Origin of the sequence: Empedobacter sp. UBA5528 (assembly GCF_002426075.1) — a bacterium.
GTDB lineage: Bacteria > Bacteroidota > Bacteroidia > Flavobacteriales > Weeksellaceae > Empedobacter > Empedobacter falsenii_B.
The window spans coordinates 1-17,407 of sequence record NZ_DINY01000046.1 but is presented as its reverse complement, the minus strand read 5'-3'; the positions used below and the strand labels follow the sequence as shown (position 1 = coordinate 17,407).

At 31.7% G+C, this 17,407-nt stretch carries 15 protein-coding genes; 10 read left to right on the top strand and 5 right to left on the bottom strand.

Annotation, left to right across the window (positions count from 1 at the left end):
- Window positions 1-3 precede the first annotated feature (3 nt).
- From argC to carB, 5 genes are read left to right on the top strand one after another with little or no spacing between them, the layout of a single operon-like run.
- Window positions 4-990, top strand: coding sequence for an N-acetyl-gamma-glutamyl-phosphate reductase (argC, locus tag B4L98_RS10440; protein ID WP_291046819.1), 987 nt, complete (start codon window positions 4-6; stop codon window positions 988-990).
- Window positions 991-1,023: 33 nt separating this feature from the next.
- Window positions 1,024-1,383, top strand: coding sequence for a four helix bundle protein (locus tag B4L98_RS10435; RefSeq protein ID WP_219034924.1), 360 nt, complete (start codon window positions 1,024-1,026; stop codon window positions 1,381-1,383).
- 36 nt (window positions 1,384-1,419) lie between these two features.
- Window positions 1,420-2,556 carry an aspartate aminotransferase family protein gene (locus tag B4L98_RS10430; protein ID WP_280050113.1) on the top strand — a complete coding sequence of 379 codons (1,137 nt, stop codon included), beginning with the start codon at window positions 1,420-1,422 and terminating at the stop codon, window positions 2,554-2,556.
- Complete coding sequence (gene carA, locus B4L98_RS10425) at window positions 2,549-3,637, top strand: glutamine-hydrolyzing carbamoyl-phosphate synthase small subunit (RefSeq protein ID WP_291046821.1); 1,089 nt, start codon at window positions 2,549-2,551, stop codon at window positions 3,635-3,637. The genes B4L98_RS10430 and carA overlap by 8 nt, the downstream gene beginning before the upstream one ends.
- 11 nt (window positions 3,638-3,648) lie before the next feature.
- Entirely contained in the window at window positions 3,649-6,879 is a 3,231-nt protein-coding gene (carB, locus tag B4L98_RS10420) for a carbamoyl-phosphate synthase (glutamine-hydrolyzing) large subunit (RefSeq protein ID WP_219034921.1), read from the top strand.
- Between the two features lie 190 nt (window positions 6,880-7,069).
- Here the strand turns inward: carB and B4L98_RS10415 are convergent, their stop codons facing one another.
- Window positions 7,070-8,104 carry a DUF3667 domain-containing protein gene (locus B4L98_RS10415; protein WP_221854620.1) on the bottom strand — a complete coding sequence of 345 codons (1,035 nt, stop codon included), beginning with the start codon at window positions 8,102-8,104 and terminating at the stop codon, window positions 7,070-7,072.
- A 149-nt stretch (window positions 8,105-8,253) separates the two neighbouring features.
- On the opposite strand from B4L98_RS10415, the gene B4L98_RS10410 reads away from it, so the two are divergent.
- The gene (locus B4L98_RS10410; protein ID WP_291078200.1) at window positions 8,254-10,053 is read left to right on the top strand and encodes an ATP-dependent nuclease; all 1,800 of its coding nucleotides are present in this window, start codon (window positions 8,254-8,256) and stop codon (window positions 10,051-10,053) included.
- A 57-nt stretch (window positions 10,054-10,110) separates the two neighbouring features.
- Here B4L98_RS10410 and B4L98_RS10405 read toward each other — a convergent pair whose 3' ends face one another.
- The 3 genes from B4L98_RS10405 to B4L98_RS10395 are packed head-to-tail and all read right to left on the bottom strand — an operon-like array spanning window position 10,111 to window position 12,273.
- On the bottom strand, window positions 10,111-10,818 hold the full coding sequence (locus B4L98_RS10405; protein ID WP_125350289.1) for a hypothetical protein: 708 nt from the start codon (window positions 10,816-10,818) through the stop codon (window positions 10,111-10,113).
- A 60-nt stretch (window positions 10,819-10,878) separates the two neighbouring features.
- Complete coding sequence (locus tag B4L98_RS10400) at window positions 10,879-11,601, bottom strand: tRNA threonylcarbamoyladenosine dehydratase (RefSeq protein ID WP_038336843.1); 723 nt, start codon at window positions 11,599-11,601, stop codon at window positions 10,879-10,881.
- A gap of 15 nt (window positions 11,602-11,616) precedes the next feature.
- Window positions 11,617-12,273, bottom strand: coding sequence for a TatD family hydrolase (locus tag B4L98_RS10395; protein WP_291058570.1), 657 nt, complete (start codon window positions 12,271-12,273; stop codon window positions 11,617-11,619).
- A 73-nt stretch (window positions 12,274-12,346) separates the two neighbouring features.
- On the opposite strand from B4L98_RS10395, the gene mdtD reads away from it, so the two are divergent.
- Window positions 12,347-13,750, top strand: coding sequence for a multidrug transporter subunit MdtD (gene mdtD, locus B4L98_RS10390; RefSeq protein WP_219034956.1), 1,404 nt, complete (start codon window positions 12,347-12,349; stop codon window positions 13,748-13,750).
- A gap of 62 nt (window positions 13,751-13,812) precedes the next feature.
- On the opposite strand, the gene B4L98_RS10385 is transcribed toward mdtD, so the two are convergent.
- On the bottom strand, window positions 13,813-14,853 hold the full coding sequence (locus B4L98_RS10385; RefSeq protein WP_180905964.1) for an asparaginase: 1,041 nt from the start codon (window positions 14,851-14,853) through the stop codon (window positions 13,813-13,815).
- A 125-nt stretch (window positions 14,854-14,978) separates the two neighbouring features.
- On the opposite strand from B4L98_RS10385, the gene B4L98_RS10380 reads away from it, so the two are divergent.
- From B4L98_RS10380 to B4L98_RS10370, 3 genes are all read left to right on the top strand, one after another.
- Window positions 14,979-15,815, top strand: a complete 837-nt coding sequence (locus B4L98_RS10380) for a hypothetical protein (protein ID WP_114999120.1) — start codon at window positions 14,979-14,981, stop codon at window positions 15,813-15,815.
- Between the two features lie 63 nt (window positions 15,816-15,878).
- Window positions 15,879-16,334 carry a peptidoglycan-binding protein LysM gene (gene lysM, locus B4L98_RS10375; RefSeq protein ID WP_125350834.1) on the top strand — a complete coding sequence of 152 codons (456 nt, stop codon included), beginning with the start codon at window positions 15,879-15,881 and terminating at the stop codon, window positions 16,332-16,334.
- Window positions 16,335-16,483: 149 nt separating this feature from the next.
- Complete coding sequence (locus tag B4L98_RS10370) at window positions 16,484-17,326, top strand: OmpA/MotB family protein (RefSeq protein WP_181816279.1); 843 nt, start codon at window positions 16,484-16,486, stop codon at window positions 17,324-17,326.
- Window positions 17,327-17,407: the final 81 nt, after the last annotated feature.

Below are 17,407 nucleotides of genomic sequence, written 5' to 3'. Positions count from 1 at the left end.
CAAATGACAAACAAAATTAACGTAAGCATTGTAGGAGGTGCTGGCTACACAGCAGGCGAACTGCTAAGAATATTGATACATCATCCGATGGTTAATATTTCGTCTGTGTACAGTACATCAAATGCAGGCAACCCCGTTACCAAAGTGCACGACGATTTGTTTGGAGAAACTGACATCTTATTTTCGGATAAAATAGACGAAAATGCTGATGTCGTTTTTTTATGCCTTGGTCACGGAAAATCGGCAGAGTTTTTACAGAACAATAAATACTCAGCCAACACAAAAATTATTGATTTGAGTAACGATTTTCGATTAAATGCGAACCACATTTTCGAAGATAGAACGTTTGTTTACGGTTTACCAGAATTAGATCGCGAAGCAATCAAAACAGCTCAAAATATTGCAAATCCAGGTTGTTTTGCAACAGCTATTCAATTAGCATTGTTACCATTGGCAGCGAAAAATGAAATCAAAAATGATATTCATATCAATGCTGTAACGGGTTCTACAGGTGCTGGACAAAGTTTATCAGCTTCTACGCACTTTAGTTGGCGAAACAATAACGTTTCTTTCTACAAAGAATTTACGCATCAACACGAAGGAGAAATTTACCAAACATTGAATCAATTAGAAAAAGATTTCAATAACAAAGTATATTTCTTACCAATGCGAGGAGATTTTGCGCGCGGAATTTTAGCAGGTGTTTATTTAAAATCTGATTTATCAGAAGAAGAAGCAAAAAATATCTTCAACGAATATTACAAAAACGAACCTTTTACACATGTTTCTGACGCACCAATTGCATTGAAACAAGTCGTAAATACCAACAAATGTTTTTTACATATCCAGAAACAAGACGATGTATTGTTAATCACTTCTATCATCGATAATCTAACAAAAGGAGCTTCTGGACAAGCCGTAGAAAACATGAACTTGATGTTCGGTTGGGAAGAAAACTTAGGACTTAATCTTAAAACGGTGGCGTTTTAAAAAGTTGTGAGTATTGAGTTATAAGTTTTGAGTATGCAAGATTATAGAAAATTACAAGTTTGGAATCGTTCACATCTCTTGGTTTTAGATTTATATAAAATTGTAAATCAATTTCCAAAAGAAGAACAATTTGGATTAATTTCTCAAATTAAAAGAGCATCATCTTCTATACCAGCAAATATTGCAGAAGGTTGTGGAAGAAACTCAAATAAAGACTTTGCTCAATTTTTAAATATTTCTTTAGGCTCTTTGAATGAAGTCACATATTTTATTTTGCTAGCTAAAGATTTGAATTATATAAATATTGAAGAATATTCAAAATTAACAGATGAGTGTAATGAAATTAAAGCAATGCTAATTGGATTAATAAATAAAATTAGAACAATAGCTTAACTCATTACTCAAAACTCATCACTTAAAACTTATTAAATGAAACTATTTGACGTATATCCATTAATGAATGTAACTCCGGTTAAAGCTAAAGATTGTATTCTTTGGGACGAAAACGGAAAAGAATATTTGGACCTTTATGGAGGTCACGCAGTGATTTCTATCGGTCACTCGCATCCATATTATGTTGAGAAATTAACAGAACAAATTAATAATATCGGGTTTTATTCAAACTCAGTAAATATTCCGATTCAACAAGAATTGGCAGAAAAATTAGGTAAAGCATCAGGTTACGAAGATTATACTTTATTCTTGATTAACTCTGGAGCAGAAGCTAATGAAAATGCAGTAAAACTAGCCTCTTTTCACACAGGAAAAGACCGTGTAATTGCGTTCAAAGATGCGTTTCATGGACGAACTTCAGGAACAGTTGCGCTAACAGATAATCCAAAAATTGTAGCTCCATTTAATTCTCATCACAAAGTATCTTTCGTAGAATATAACATTGATGAAGTGAAAGAAGTAATTGCTGGAGGAGATGTTGCAGCGGTAATTTACGAACCAATTCAAGGAGTTGGAGGAATCATTTTACCTTCTGACGAGTTTGTACAAGAATTAAGAAAAGTTTGTACAGAAAATGGAGTGGTTTTAATTGCAGATGAAATTCAATGTGGTTACGGACGCTCAGGGAAATTCTTTGCACATCAACATTCTGGTATCAAAGCAGATTTGATTACGATGGCAAAAGGAATGGGGAATGGATTTCCAATCGGAGGAGTTTTAATCTCTCCAGAATTTAAAGCTTCTTACGGATTATTAGGAACAACTTTCGGAGGAAATCATTTAGCTTGTGCTGCTGCTGTGGCCGTTTTAGATGTGATTGAGCAAGAAAACTTAATCGAAAATGCAAAAGAAATTGGAGAATATGTTGGAATCCAATTAAATAAATTTCCAAAAATTAAAGAAGTTCGTGGTCGAGGATCAATGATTGGTATCGAGTTTGATTTCCCAATCGGCGAATTAAAAAACAACTTAGTTACAAAACACAATATTTTTGTAGGCTACGCAGGTACAAACGTTATTCGTTTATTGCCACCTTTAACAGTAACAAAACAATACATAGATAAATTCATATCAGCTTTAGAAACTGAAATTAACATTATCATCAATGGATAAGACAGTAAAATTAGTATTCCAAGACGGATTAGAAATCGAAGGAAAATCTTTCGGTGCGTATACTTCTGCCGCAGGAGAAGTAGTATTCAACACAGCTTTGGTTGGATATAATGAAAGTTTGACTGACCCTTCTTACAAAGGGCAGATTATGGTGATGACAGCTCCAATGATCGGAAACTATGGTGTTCCAGATGATAAAGCAATGATTAATGAAATTGAAGCTTGGATGGAATCGAACCAAATTCAAGTAACTGGTTTGGTTGTTTCTTATTATGCTGATGATTATTCGCATTGGAACGCTATTCAAAAATTAGGAGCTTGGTTAGAAAGTCAAAATATCCCTGGTATTTATGGCGTAGATACACGTATGATTACAAAAAAATTACGTGAGCAAGGTTCTACTTTAGGAAAAATTGTAGCTGATACAGATGTCGCATATTACGATCCGAACGAAGATAATTTAGTAGATCAAGTTTCTTGTAAAGAAGTGATTCGTTACAACGAAGGTGCTGATGTCAAAATTGTTTTGATTGATTGTGGAGTGAAAAATAACATCATCCGTTGTTTTGTAAATCGTGATGTTGAGGTAATTCGAGTTCCTTGGGATTATGATTATTCAACATTAGAATATGATGGATTATTTATCTCGAATGGACCTGGTGATCCAGCTTTATGTGTTCCTACGATTAATAATATCAAAGAATCTTTGAAAGGAGATAAACCAATTTTCGGAATTTGTTTAGGAAATCAATTGGTAAGTTTAGCAGCTGGTGCATCTACTTTTAAATTAAAATACGGACACCGTTCGCACAATCAACCTGTACAATTAGTAGGAACAAAAAGATGTTTCATTACATCTCAAAACCACGGTTTCGCAGTAGATGATTCGAAATTACCAGAAGGATTTAAAACATTCTTTACGAACTTAAATGATGGAACATGTGAAGGAATTCGTCACGAATCAAAACCAATTTTTACAGTTCAATTCCACCCAGAAGCAATGGGAGGACCAGTTGATACAGAATATTTATTTGATGAGTTCATCGAAGAAGTAAAAAAATATAAAAACGCTAACGCATAATCAGAATCACGATGTTAAAAAAAGATATTAAAAAAGTATTAGTATTAGGATCAGGAGCATTAAAAATTGGTCAAGCTGGTGAGTTTGATTATTCTGGTTCGCAAGCGTTAAAAGCGTTAAAAGAAGAAGGAATTAAAACAGTTTTAATTAATCCAAATATTGCAACTGTTCAAACTTCTGAAGGAATTGCAGACGAAGTTTACTTCTTACCTGTAACGCCTTACTTTGTGGAAGAAGTCATTAAAAAAGAAAAACCAGACGGAGTTTTAGTTGCCTTTGGAGGACAAACAGCTTTAAACTGTGCGGTTGAATTAAATAAAGAAAATATATTCGAGAAATATGGTGTTGAGGTTTTAGGAACTCAAATTCCAGTAATTGAAGCAACGGAAGATCGTGATATTTTCATCGAAAAATTAGACCAAATTGGTGTTTTAACTGCTCGTTCAGAAGCAGTAGAAACTGTAGAAGACGCAATGGCAGCTGGTAAACGCATCGGTTTCCCATTAATCATTCGTGCGGCGTACGCTTTAGGAGGTTTAGGTTCTGGTTTCGCAAATAACGAAGAAGAATTATTAGATTTAGTTGAAAAAGCATTCAATTATTCTTCTCAAGTTTTAGTGGAAGAGTCATTAAAAGGATGGAAAGAAATTGAGTACGAAGTAGTTCGTGATTCTTACGATAACTGTATCACAGTTTGTAACATGGAGAACTTCGATCCGATTGGAGTTCATACTGGAGAGTCAATCGTTATTGCACCTTCTCAAACTTTATCAAATTCAGAATATCATAAATTACGTGAAGTTGCCATTCGCACAATTCGCCATCTTGGTGTAGTTGGAGAATGTAACATTCAATATGCTTTCGATACTGTTTCAGAAGAATATCGTGTAATCGAAGTTAACGCTCGCTTATCTCGTTCGTCAGCTTTGGCGTCAAAAGCAACAGGTTATCCTTTAGCTTTCGTGGCTGCTAAATTAGCTTTAGGTTATTCTTTAGATGAGTTAAAAAATAGTGTAACGCAAACGACATCTGCGATGTTCGAGCCAGCGTTGGATTACTGTGTAGTGAAATTGCCTCGTTGGGATTTAAATAAATTTTACGGAGTTCGTCGTAACATTGGTTCTGCAATGAAATCTGTTGGAGAAGTAATGGCAGTTGGACGTTCTTTTGAAGAAGCAATTCAGAAAGGAGTTCGTATGTTAGATATTGGACATAGAGGTTTCGTAGCAAATGGATTCAAAATTCCAGAAGGTGAATCGTTGGATACATGGTTAGCTGAGCCAAATGACGAGCGTTTATACGCGATTACTGAAGCTTTCAAAGCGGGATATTCGATTGAAAAAATTCACGATTTAACAAAAATCGATTTATGGTTTTTACAACGTTTAGAAAGAATTTTTAATGTATCAAAAGAATTTGAAGCATTAGAAAGATTTGAACAAGTTGAAGCAGATTTAGTAAAACGTGCAAAATTATTAGGATTCTCGGATCAACAAATTGCAGTTTTAGTAAAAGGAGATCAAAACGTACACAGAAACGAATTAACAGTTCGTGAATTACGTAAAAACTTCGGAATTAAACCTGTTGTAAAACAAATTGATACGTTAGCAGCAGAATTCCCAGCACAAACAAATTATTTATATGTAACCTATCACGGAACTGAAAATGATTTGGAGCCAGAAACTGAGAAAGCAGTTTGTATTTTAGGATCTGGAGTTTATCGTATTGGTTCGTCTGTAGAGTTTGACTGGTGTTCTGTAAATGCAGCGCATACAGCATCAAAAAATGGTTACAAAACAATTATCATCAACTATAATCCAGAAACGGTTTCGACAGATTATGATGAGTCAGATCGTTTATACTTCGAAGAATTGTCTTTTGAACGTGTAATGGATATTTTAGATTTTGAACAACCTAAAGGAACAATTATTTCGACAGGAGGTCAAATTCCGAATAACTTAGCGATGAAATTGTACGATCAATCAATTAATATTTTAGGAACTTCTCCTTTAAGAATTGATGATGCAGAAAATCGTCACAAATTCTCAGAAATATTAGATGAATTAGGAATCGATCAACCACGTTGGAAAGAGCTTTCTTCTTTAGAAGCGATTCACAAATTTGTGGAAGAAGTTAATTTCCCAGTGTTAATTCGTCCTTCTTATGTCTTATCTGGAGCTGCGATGAACGTAGTTTCGAATACACATGAGCTAGATGCTTTCTTGAAATTAGCGAAAGAAGTTTCTCCTGATTATCCAGTTGTAGTTTCAGAATTCGTACAAGGAGCAAAAGAAATTGAGTTGGATGCAGTTTGTCAAAATGGAGAAATTGTAGATTACGCAGTTTCTGAACACGTAGAATTTGCGGGAGTTCACTCAGGAGATGCAACAATGTATTATCCACCACAAAAAGTGTACATCGAAACAATTCGTCAAATGCGTAAAGTTGCAGCGAAAATTGCAAAACGTTTCGAAATTTCTGGACCAATGAACATTCAGTTTTTATCAAAAAATAATACAGTTCGTGTTATCGAAACTAATATTCGTGCTTCTCGTTCGTTTCCATTCGTATCGAAAGTTGCAGGAAATAATTTAATCGAAAAAGCAACAAAAGTTTTATTAGGATTAGAAGTAGAAAAAGGACATTCAGAAGTCGTTTACGATTTAGATTATGTAGGAGTGAAAGCTTCTCAGTTCTCATTTACACGTTTAGCAGGAGCTGACCCAGTTTTATCAGTTGACATGTCTTCGACAGGAGAAGTAGGGTGTATCGGTGATACAGCAGAAGAAGCTTTATTAAAATCAATGTTATCTGTTGGATATGAAATTCCTGAGAAAACCGTTTTAATTTCTGGTGGACCAATTGCTTCTAAAGTTGCTTTATTAGAGCCTGCGAAACAATTAATCGCAAAAGGTTACAAAATTTATGCAACAGAAGGAACGCACAAATTTTTTACAGAAAATGATGTGTATTCTACGCTTGTTTACTGGCCTTCTGATAAAAAAGAGCCAAATGTAATGTCTTATTTACATGACAAGAAAATTGATATGGTGATCAACATTCCGAAAAACTTAACAAAAGCGGAATTAGACAACGATTATCAAATTCGTCGTACAGCTGTAGATTTCAATATTCCGTTGGTAACAAATGCACGTTTAGCTTCGGCTTTCATTAATGCATTTACAAAATTATCGATGGATGATTTAAAAATCAAAACTTGGAATGAATACCGTAATAAATAGAAATTAGAATCTAGATATTAGAAGTTAGAAAGCCTCGCATTTGCGAGGCTTTTTTTATGTTATTTTTTTGAATTTGTCATTCCGACAAAAGAAGGAATCTAAATTTAATGCGAAGCTGAAACGAGTTCAACTTAAGTTATCCTGAACTTGTTTCAGGAACACATCATACGTGATTGCCTAATAATCTTGATTAAACATGAAGAAATGAATACACAATAATTCCAATAACAATTATTGAGAAAATAAACGTATTAATTCCTAAAAGTATAGCACCTTTAATTGTTGTAATGATAAATCCTTGGTTATAGAGTTTTTTCAACGCAAGGAAAAAGTAAACAATAATATATAAAACAATCAATGTATTAATCAAAGCTATTATGGCTGATACAGCATTACTATCAATATAATTTGAAAGTTTATTCAAAAGAAAAATTACCAAAATTGATAAAAGAATTACCGTAAAATAATGCAGTGTAAAAATTCCGTGATCAAAATACCACCATTTCTTTTTGTTGTAAAAAATCCATAAGAAGAAAGCAAACAAAGGCATGTATACAAACAAAACTTTCGGAATGACATGCAAAGATTTCTCAACAATAGCTTCTCCTAATTGATCGTCAGAAACCTTTCTTTTTCTCAACTCTTGGTATTTTTCAATAAAGGGAGATAATATTGGAACGTTATTTTTTACTTTAGATTGCAAGTTTTCAATAGATTCCTCGTTCAAATCTTCTAAAGAGTTTGCATTTTTATTTTTTTCAACTTCAGATTTTATTTTTGCACTTTGCTCGACAGTTGTCAATCCTTTGTTCTGTAAAGTGTCTATTGTAGCATTAAGTGCTTTTTGAATTTTTTCAGTATTTTCTATTGATATAGGTTCATTGGAACTATCATTATATTCAGTTTTATGAGAAGGAAATATAGAAATAAGGAAAAACGTTACAAAACTGACAAAAATGTACATTTTAACAGGATTAACAGAACTATTTCGTTTACCACTCAAATATTCTTTGGTTAAAACTCCAGGTTTCAAAAATAGTTTTTTGATTGTTTGCCAAAAACTTCCATCGTAATGAACAAAATCTTCGATAAAGTGAGTAAATAAAAAGTGAAACGGTTGACGTGTTTCTACATTTTCTTGTCCGCAATGTTTGCAATAATGTTCTTCTACGTAATGTCCACAATTTTGGCAATTATGATCTTCTCTTAGTTTTCCGTGACTCATGTGTTAATTAAATAGTTATAAAGCTATAAAAAGATTATTTATTTTGAAAAACACACGTTTGAAAAAATTGAAATTATTTTAAAATTTAGAATGAAATTTATTAAGTATACAGAATATTGTATTTTAGTAGAAATCTATTAGGAAATTTTATGTTTAAATCTTTACAGCTTAAAACTGATGTAACAAAACAATATCAAACAGAATGCGAGGAAAATAATTTGAATAATCTTTCTAAAATTAACATTTTTATCGGACCTAATAATTCTGGAAAAAGTCGTTTTTTGAGAGATTTGTTCTCAATTGAAGAAATCAGATATAATCTAATTCAATTAAAATTAATTGAGTTAAGCGAAATTTATGATGAAGTATCAATTAATATAAAAAATCTGAAGATAAATTATCCATATGAAGTTGATAATAGGCTTAATGTAGATAATTTTTATATTAAAGATGAATATGATAAAGAAGAATTAGTGATTTTGTTCGATGAATACAATAAAATTGATTTAAATAAACAATATTCAAGTTATCATGGAATTAATAAAGATATATATAATAATTTAAAATCTTTAAAGGATAATTTTAATAAAGTTGATTTTAATAATAATCTTTTAAAATTAGATTTTTCAAACAAAGCAATATATATTCCAATTCTTCGTGGTTTAAGAAGCATTAATTATCAAAATGAGGAATTTACGAGAGAAGATTTTTATTTTGAAAGAACAAAAAATGATTATTTTAAAGATGCGAAACTTGAGTTTAATACAGATGAATCTATTAAATCTATTTTTACAGGTTTATCTTTTTATGATGATGTTCAAGAATTATTACTTGGAAATTACGAGCAAAGAAAGTTAGTAAAAGATTTTGAAATATTTTTGAGTCAAACATTCTTCCAGAATAAGAAGATTACCATTATTCCAAGATTAAAAGAAAAAGATGTTTACATTAATATCGAAGGTGAAGAAGATAGACCAATATATAATTTAGGGGAAGGCGTACAAGCAATTATTATTCTTACTTATCCTTTATTTTTTAATAAAGGAAAAAACCTTAAGATTTATATTGAAGAACCTGATGTTTATTTACATCCAGGTTTCCAACGTATTTTAATTGAAACTTTATTGAACACGAAAGGTTTTGAAGAGTTTCAATATTTCTTTACAACTCATTCTAATCATTTTTTGGATATGACATTAGATTATAAAGAAATTTCTGTTTACAAATTTACTAAGGAAAAAGAACAATTTTTTATACATAATATTGATAATCCAGATATAACTTTATTAGAACATTTAGGTGTTAAAAATTCATCTGTTTTTCTAACGAATTGTACAATTTGGGTAGAAGGAATAACAGATAGAATTTATATCAGAAAGTATTTAGAACTTTATCAAGAAAGTTTATCAAAAGAATCTAAAAAATATTTTGAAGATATTCATTACTCTTTTGTAGAATATGGAGGAAATAATATTACACATTGGAGTTTTTTAGATACTTCTGGTATTAATGTAGAGCGTTTGTGTGGTAAATTATTTCTTTTAACAGATAGCGATAATGCTAAATCAGGCGCTAAATATGAAAGGTTTACTAAACTTCAACAAAAATTAGGAGATCAATATTATTGTCTGCAAGCTAAAGAAATAGAAAATTTATTAACTAAAGAAATTTTATTAGAAACTTTAAAATTAATTGATAAAACGAAAGATAAAGAAAGTATAAAATTTAAGGATAAAGCAAAGTTTAATCCTAACACTGCAATAGGTACTTTTATAGATAATCATATTGAAGGACTAAATAAAATGTATAAAAATGAGAGTGGAACAATAAAAGAAAAAGTCCAATTTGCTCAAGTTGTAGTGAATGTTCTTTTAGACTTTAATCAACTTACAGATGAAGCTCAAAAATTAACAATGAAAATTTATAATTTTATCAAAGAAAATAATTAAAACAAAAAATCCACTTCTCTCGAAGTGGATTTTATATTTCTCGTAAAAATAATTTTCTTAAAACTCAGCAAAAAAAGCTTCTACTTTTTCTACGCCGTTTGCGTCTAAGGCTTCAACCAATTCTTTTTTGATTTCTGTTAATTCTTTCTTTTTCGCTTTTTTCAAAACTGGTTTTGCAGTTTCCAAAAAGTTTTCGATTTGTTCTAAACCACGAGAACTTAAGAATTTTTCGTCTGTTTTTTTCAATTTAGCGTAAACTTGTACCAACATTCTACATTGTTCCAAAGCCAAAACGTATTCTTTTACAGTTTCTAACGTAATCATATAATGCAACATCAATTGTACTGAAGGCATATTACGTTGATGACCAAATTTCGTGTATTTTTCTAATGCAATTCCAAAAGATTCTTTACTACGTTCGATATTTTTATTTAAAGCTGCAGAAATGACAACATTAAACCAATCGTCTGAATTATCAGAGTTTTGAGCGATATCGAAAAATGCATTATCCGCATTCTCAAAATCTTGTAAACTATAATATGATAAAGCAATTAATTTCTTAGCATCGTACAATTGTTTTGGGTCTTTCGCATCCAATAAACCTTCACAAATTTTGATACACATCTCGAAATTGCTGTTTCCAAATAAATCTCTCGCAGTGTTCAACAACGAATTAGTCGCATTCTGTTCCAACGCTTGCTCGTACATAAATTGACGTGCTCTCAAAACATCCTCGTATGTGATATAATCGTAATTGATTTTCATTTTTTTCGTCTCTTTGTTAATTCGCAACTAAATTAATTAAATCTTTAAGAAAGTACTTAATTATTTATCTTTTTTTAATAAATGTCGAATCACCGTTTCTGCCGCATGCAACCCGAATAAACCAGGCATCCACGAATTAGTTCCGTAAAACGATTTTTTATAATTTTTTCCATCCGTTAATTTAACCGAAGATTCATCAGGAACTTCTGTCGAAAAAACAGCTTTTACACCTTTATTAATTCCTTCTTTTTTTAATCGTTTTCTAACATTTTTTGCCAAAGGACAAACATCTGTTTTACTAATATCACGCACTTGTACTTTGCTTGCCAAATATTTTCCTCCAGCGCCCATATTGCTGATTACTTTAATTTTTTTGCGTTTTGCAGCTAAAATCAAATTAATTTTTGGTGTAACAGAATCGATGCAATCTAACACATAATCAAAATCTGGTGTGACGATTTCGTGTGTACGTTCTGGACTCAAAAATTCGTTGATACGCGTTAATTCTAATTCAGGATTAATGTCCATTAAACGATCGCCAACGATGTCTACTTTGTTCATTCCAACAGTTGAGTGTAAAGCGGGTAATTGTCGATTAATATTTGTAATATCAACAGTATCACCATCAACAATTGTCATTTTTCCAACTCCTGCGCGTGCGATAAATTCTGCGGCAAAAGAGCCAACTCCACCTAAACCAACAACTAAAATGTTCGAATTTTTTAGGATTTCTAAACCTTCTTCTTTGAATAATAATTCAGCTCTTTCTTGCCAAACTGCCATTGAAATGTATTTTAATTATGATTGAACTTCGTAACCGAAAACTGCTTTCCAATTTTTCGCTTGTTGAGGTTGTAATTCCTCGATTGTAATTTTTCTCAAATCCGCTGCAAAAGTATAAATTTCTTCAATAGAAATTTCGCTTGCATCATTCTCCAAAAAGAATTGATTCGCAGAAAGATTTGCAAATATAATTTGTAAGTTTTTGTTTGATAGAAGATTTTTACCAAAAGATGCAAAACAATTTTGCGCAATAATTTGATTGAGTAACTGTTCATTCTTATTGAAACCATGAAAAATAAACGGAATCGTCAATTTCATTTGTTTTCGAATCTGTAAAATTTCTTGATAAGCACGAACCGAATGTATAATGACTGGAAGTTGATATTGCATCGCAATTTCTAACTGTTTTTTAAAAACGTTGATTTGTAATTCAAAATCTGTTTCGCACAATTTATCTAATCCAATTTCACCGATTGCTAAACAGTTTTTATTCGAAATAGTTTGATTAATAATTTCGATTTCTTCCTTTATTGATGAGGTTTTGATGTAAGCTGGATGAATCCCAATTGAAAATAATTTAGCTTCATTATTCAACTCATTTGGAAACTGATTATACAGTTCCAAAACATCTGTTTGATCGGATAAATGATGTGTATGCGCGTTGAGAAACATAGTTCAAATTTAATCTTTTTCAATGATTTTTCGAAATGTTAAAATAGGAATAGAATTTGCTATAGGAATTTGAATGAATTCAGATCATATTTTAAGTCCAAAAATGTTGAAGTTTTTGCCATGGCTTGGTGCGATGGCAATTTTTATGCAAGCTTTGGACGCTACAATTTTAAATACATCTTTACCTACAATTGCAAAAGAATTAGGAAAATCGCCTTTAGAAATTCAGTCGATTATTGTTGCGTATACGTTAACAATCGCTTTGTTAATTCCTTTGAGTGGTTGGCTTTCGGATAAATACGGAACGAAAAAAGTTTTTCAATCTGCTATACTGATTTTTACACTTGGATCCACACTTTGCGCATTTGCCACAACTTTACCTTTTTTAGTCATTTCACGCGTTATACAAGCGATTGGAGGGTCGATGATGGTTCCTGTTGTACGTTTAGCAATTTTATATGCTTATCCAAAAAGTGAATTATTAAAAGTAATTAATTTTATCACCATACCAGGGTTAATAGGACCACTTTTAGGACCAACAATTGGAGGTATTTTGGTTGAAACTTTATCATGGCATTGGATTTTCATCGTGAATATTCCATTCGGAATTATTGCACTTTGGATGACAACTTTTGCGATCCCCGATTTTAAACATCCAGTTTTTAAATTTGATATCAGAGGTTTGATTCTTTTTAGTGGAGGAGTTACTGTCTTAACATTGATTATGGAATTGACATCTTCTCGTGTGATTGGCCTGCAAACTGTATTGGCATTGACTGTAGTTTCTGCCTTTTTGATTGGTTTGTATATTTATCATGCAAAACATAAACAACATCCTTTAATCGATTTGAATTTGTTTAACATTAGAACTTTGCGAATTGGTATTATAGGAAATCTTATTACACGATTAGGAATTGGAGGAATACCTTTTCTTATTCCGCTTTTATTGCAAGTTGGTTATGGATATTCGGCTACTGTAGCGGGATTAATTATGATTCCATCTGCAACAAGTAACATTATTGCAAAATCGTTTGTTGTGCCAATTGTGAATAAATTTGGTTATCGAAATATGTTGATTTCCAATACAATAACTTTAGGATTAATCATTTGTATGTTTTTCTTTTTAGAATCGAAATCACCAATTTATTATATCATTCCGTTAATGGTTTTGAATGGATTTTTTAGTTCAATTCAATTTACGGCGATGAATACCTTGTCTTTAGCAGATTTGGACGAAAATACATCCAGCGAAGGGAATAGTTTATTATCGGTTACACAACAATTATCACTAACATTTGGAATTTCTGTAGCTGCATTAATTTTAGGTGTTTTTAGACAAGCAGGATTTGTAAATGGAGTGGAAGTACAAGCTTTTCGTTATTCATTTTTGACGATGGGCGTGATGACAATTTTATCAACTTACATCTTTTTCAAATTAAGAGAATCTGATGGCGCTTCAATGTCGGGGAAGAAATAAAATTTAGAACATAAAAAAATCTCTACCAAGTAGAGATTTTTTTCGTTTTATATTATTTTGATTTAATCATTGTAAAAATGATGGCGAAGTTCACCTTTCAAGTTTGCTTCGTATTGCGTTTTGAATTCTTCTTTCGAAAGGTTTTGACCTAATAAATAAATGGCTTTGGTAATTGCAGCTTCCATTGTCAAATCATAACTCGAAATTGCGCCCATATTTAGTAACGCATCACTTGTAGCATAACGTCCAAGTTCTACCATTCCGCCAGCACATTGCGTGTTGATGATAAGATGAACTCCTTTATTCGTTACTTCTTCCAGCAATTCAATAAACCAACTATCGGTAAAAATATTTCCTGTTCCGAAAGCCTCAATAATAAAAGCTTTCATGTTCGGAGCGTTTAAAACACTTTCGATAAAAGAACGATTCATTCCAGGGAAAATCTTCAAGACACCAACATCAGCATTTAGATTTTTGTTGATCGAAAGTTTATCCGTAACAACATTTTTTAACAATAAATCTTCTTTCACTTCCAGATGAACACCGGAAACTCCAATTACTGGATAATTCGGCGACTCGAAAGCATCAAAGTTTTCTGCATTAATCTTAGTTGTTCTATTCGCACGAAACAATTTATATTCAAAATACACACAAACTTCCTTGATAATTGGTTTGTCATTTTTACGTAACGAAGCCAATTGAATCGAAGTAATTAAGTTTTCTTTCGCATCTGTGCGCAAATCTCCAATTGGTAATTGTGAACCAGTGAAAATGACAGGTTTCTCGAGGTTATCAATCATAAAACTCATTGCAGAAGCTGTATACGCCATTGTATCTGTTCCGTGCAAAACAACAAAACCATCATAGTTTTCGTAGTTTTGTTGAATGGTTTCGGCAATTTCTATCCAATATTTAGGTTTCATATCAGACGAATCTATAGGCGTATCGAAACTATGATAATCGAAAGAACAATCTAGAAGACCTAACTCTGGAATTTGTTTTAACAAATTATCAAAATTGAAAGGTTTCAAGGATTGGTCGCCATAATCTTTCGCCATTCCGATTGTTCCTCCTGTATAGATTAATAAAATTTTTGTTTGCATGCGGTTTGATTAATTTCTGGTTAAAATTAACCATTATAAAAAATCTGTACAACATCTTTTCTTAAACTCCGATATTTTGTAAATTGGATAAATAATTGTGAATATAATTTTAAACTATCAACTTGATGAAACTATTACTTTTAGCCATTACAACTTTGTTAACATCAGCTTATGTTAATGCGCAATCTGACGAAGGATTGTTTGAAGTTGAGTACGAAATGAACGGACAAGAATTGAAATCTTTTGCTTTTTCTACGGATAATTGTGCGCAGAATTTGATTGTAAAATCGTGGGAAAATTGGGTAACGAACAAAGAAGGTTCTTCTGCTTTTCTAAAAAAACACGAAGCGAGTAACATCAAATTCAAAAATTCGCAAGATGTCTATAAATCTGTGATTAGTTTGGTTGATGAAGAAAACGGAAAAACGACCGTGATTAATACATTAACTGATCAAAATGGAATGACATTTAATAGTAATTCGGCAGAGTTTGATAAAATTTATGCTCAACTACAAGATTTAGCGACTAAAACGAAGCAAGGTTGTGTGCGAAATGAGTTGAGGTTAGCCAACGAAAATATGATTCGATTGACTAAAGAAAATGCAGATGCACAATTGAAAAAAGGAAATTCTATCAAATCATATCTAAAAAATAATAACACCTTATTGAAATTAGAAAGTAAAAAGCAAGCTTTGGGTGATAAATTGGATTTGGTGGTGAATCAATTGGAAAGAGAATCGAATGATAAAGTAACTGATGGCTTGATGAAGAAAAAGATAAAAACAGAAAACTCTTTGCGATCGATAGAAGATCAAGTAGTAACATTGAGCGGAAAAATACAAACTGCCGAAGAGAACGATAAAGGTTTAGACGCAAAAATTAATCAATTAACAAGTCAAATTCAGCAACAACGCTCGATTACAGAAAATTTAAAAAAGAAATATTCATCAATTGCACGATAATTGTTAGAGAAATTATATATTTACTAAATATCAACAAATAAATATTATTAAAATCAACTCGTTATGGGATTATTTTCATTTATCAAAAATGCCGGAGAAAAAGTCTTCGGAGGTGCAGAAACACCAGAAGAAAAAGCAGCTAAAGTAAAAGATCAAGTTGCAAAACAAGGATTTGATTTGTCAGGAGTAACTTTTTCTGCTGATGGAGATAAAATTGTAGTAGCTGGACAAGCATTGGACATCAATGAGAAACAAAAAATTTTAGCAACAGCAGGTAACATTGATGGAGTGGAAGGAGTAGAAGATCAATTAACATTGAAAACACCTTTGAAAATCGAAATTCCAGATTTATCTAAGACAATGTACACTGTAAAAAGTGGAGATTCTTTATCTAAAATTGCCAAAGAAGTTTACGGAGATCCAATGCAATACCCAAAAATTTTCGAAGCAAACAAACCAATGTTAAAACACGAAGATAAGATTTATCCAGGTCAAGTTTTGTATATTCCTCAGGATTAATACAATAGAAATAAAATATTCACGTTAAAACTCCTACAACCAAATGATTGTAGGAGTTTTATGTTTTTACAGCATGGTTTTTGCGGAATATTTACTCGCAATAAAAAATAATAACATATATTCGTATAACTGAAATAAAAAAAATAATTATGAAAGTTTCAATTTTGCCAGTAGCGGTTATCGCTGCTTCAACTTTATTTAGTTGTGTTAGTCAGAAAAAGTATGATGAATTACAAAATAAATTCAATTCTGCTTATTCTGAGAACCAAGGATGTCAAACAGAATTGGCTGTAGCGAAAGCTAAATTAGCTAATTTTGAATCTAACCAAGGTCAGTATGAAAACACAGTTCAGAGTGAAAGAAATCAAATTAAACAATTACAAGAACAATTGAAAAATTGTATTAATGGTGGTTCTAAAAACGTTTCTGAATTAGTGAACGAAATCAATCAGTCTAACAAATACATCAAACATTTGATCGATGCGAAAAGCAAATCGGATAGTTTGAATATGGTTTTAACAAACAACTTAACGCGTTCTTTATCTAGCAATGAAGCAAAAGATGTTGATGTTAAAGTATTAAAAGGTGTTGTTTACATCTCGTTAGCTGATAACATGTTGTACAAATCTGGTAGCTACGAAATTTCACCTGCTGCAGGAGAAACTTTAAGTAAAATTGCGAAAATCATCAACGATTATAAAGATTACGATGTATTGATTGAAGGTAACACAGATAATGTGCCAATTTCTAAACCAAACATCCGTAACAACTGGGATTTATCTGCTTTACGTGCATCTTCTGTTGTACAAGCATTACAAAACCAATACGGTGTTGATGGTAAACGTTTAACAGCTGGTGGACGTGGAGAATATAACCCATTAACTACAAATGCTACTGCGGAAGGAAAATCTAAAAACCGTCGTACACAAATTATTATCTTACCTAAGTTAGATCAATTTATGGATTTAATTGGGCAAGCTCCAAAAAACTAATTTTGATAAAAAAATCAAATTAATATAGAAAGAGCCACTTTATAGTGGCTCTTTTTTTGGACACTGTCCAAAATTTTGTGT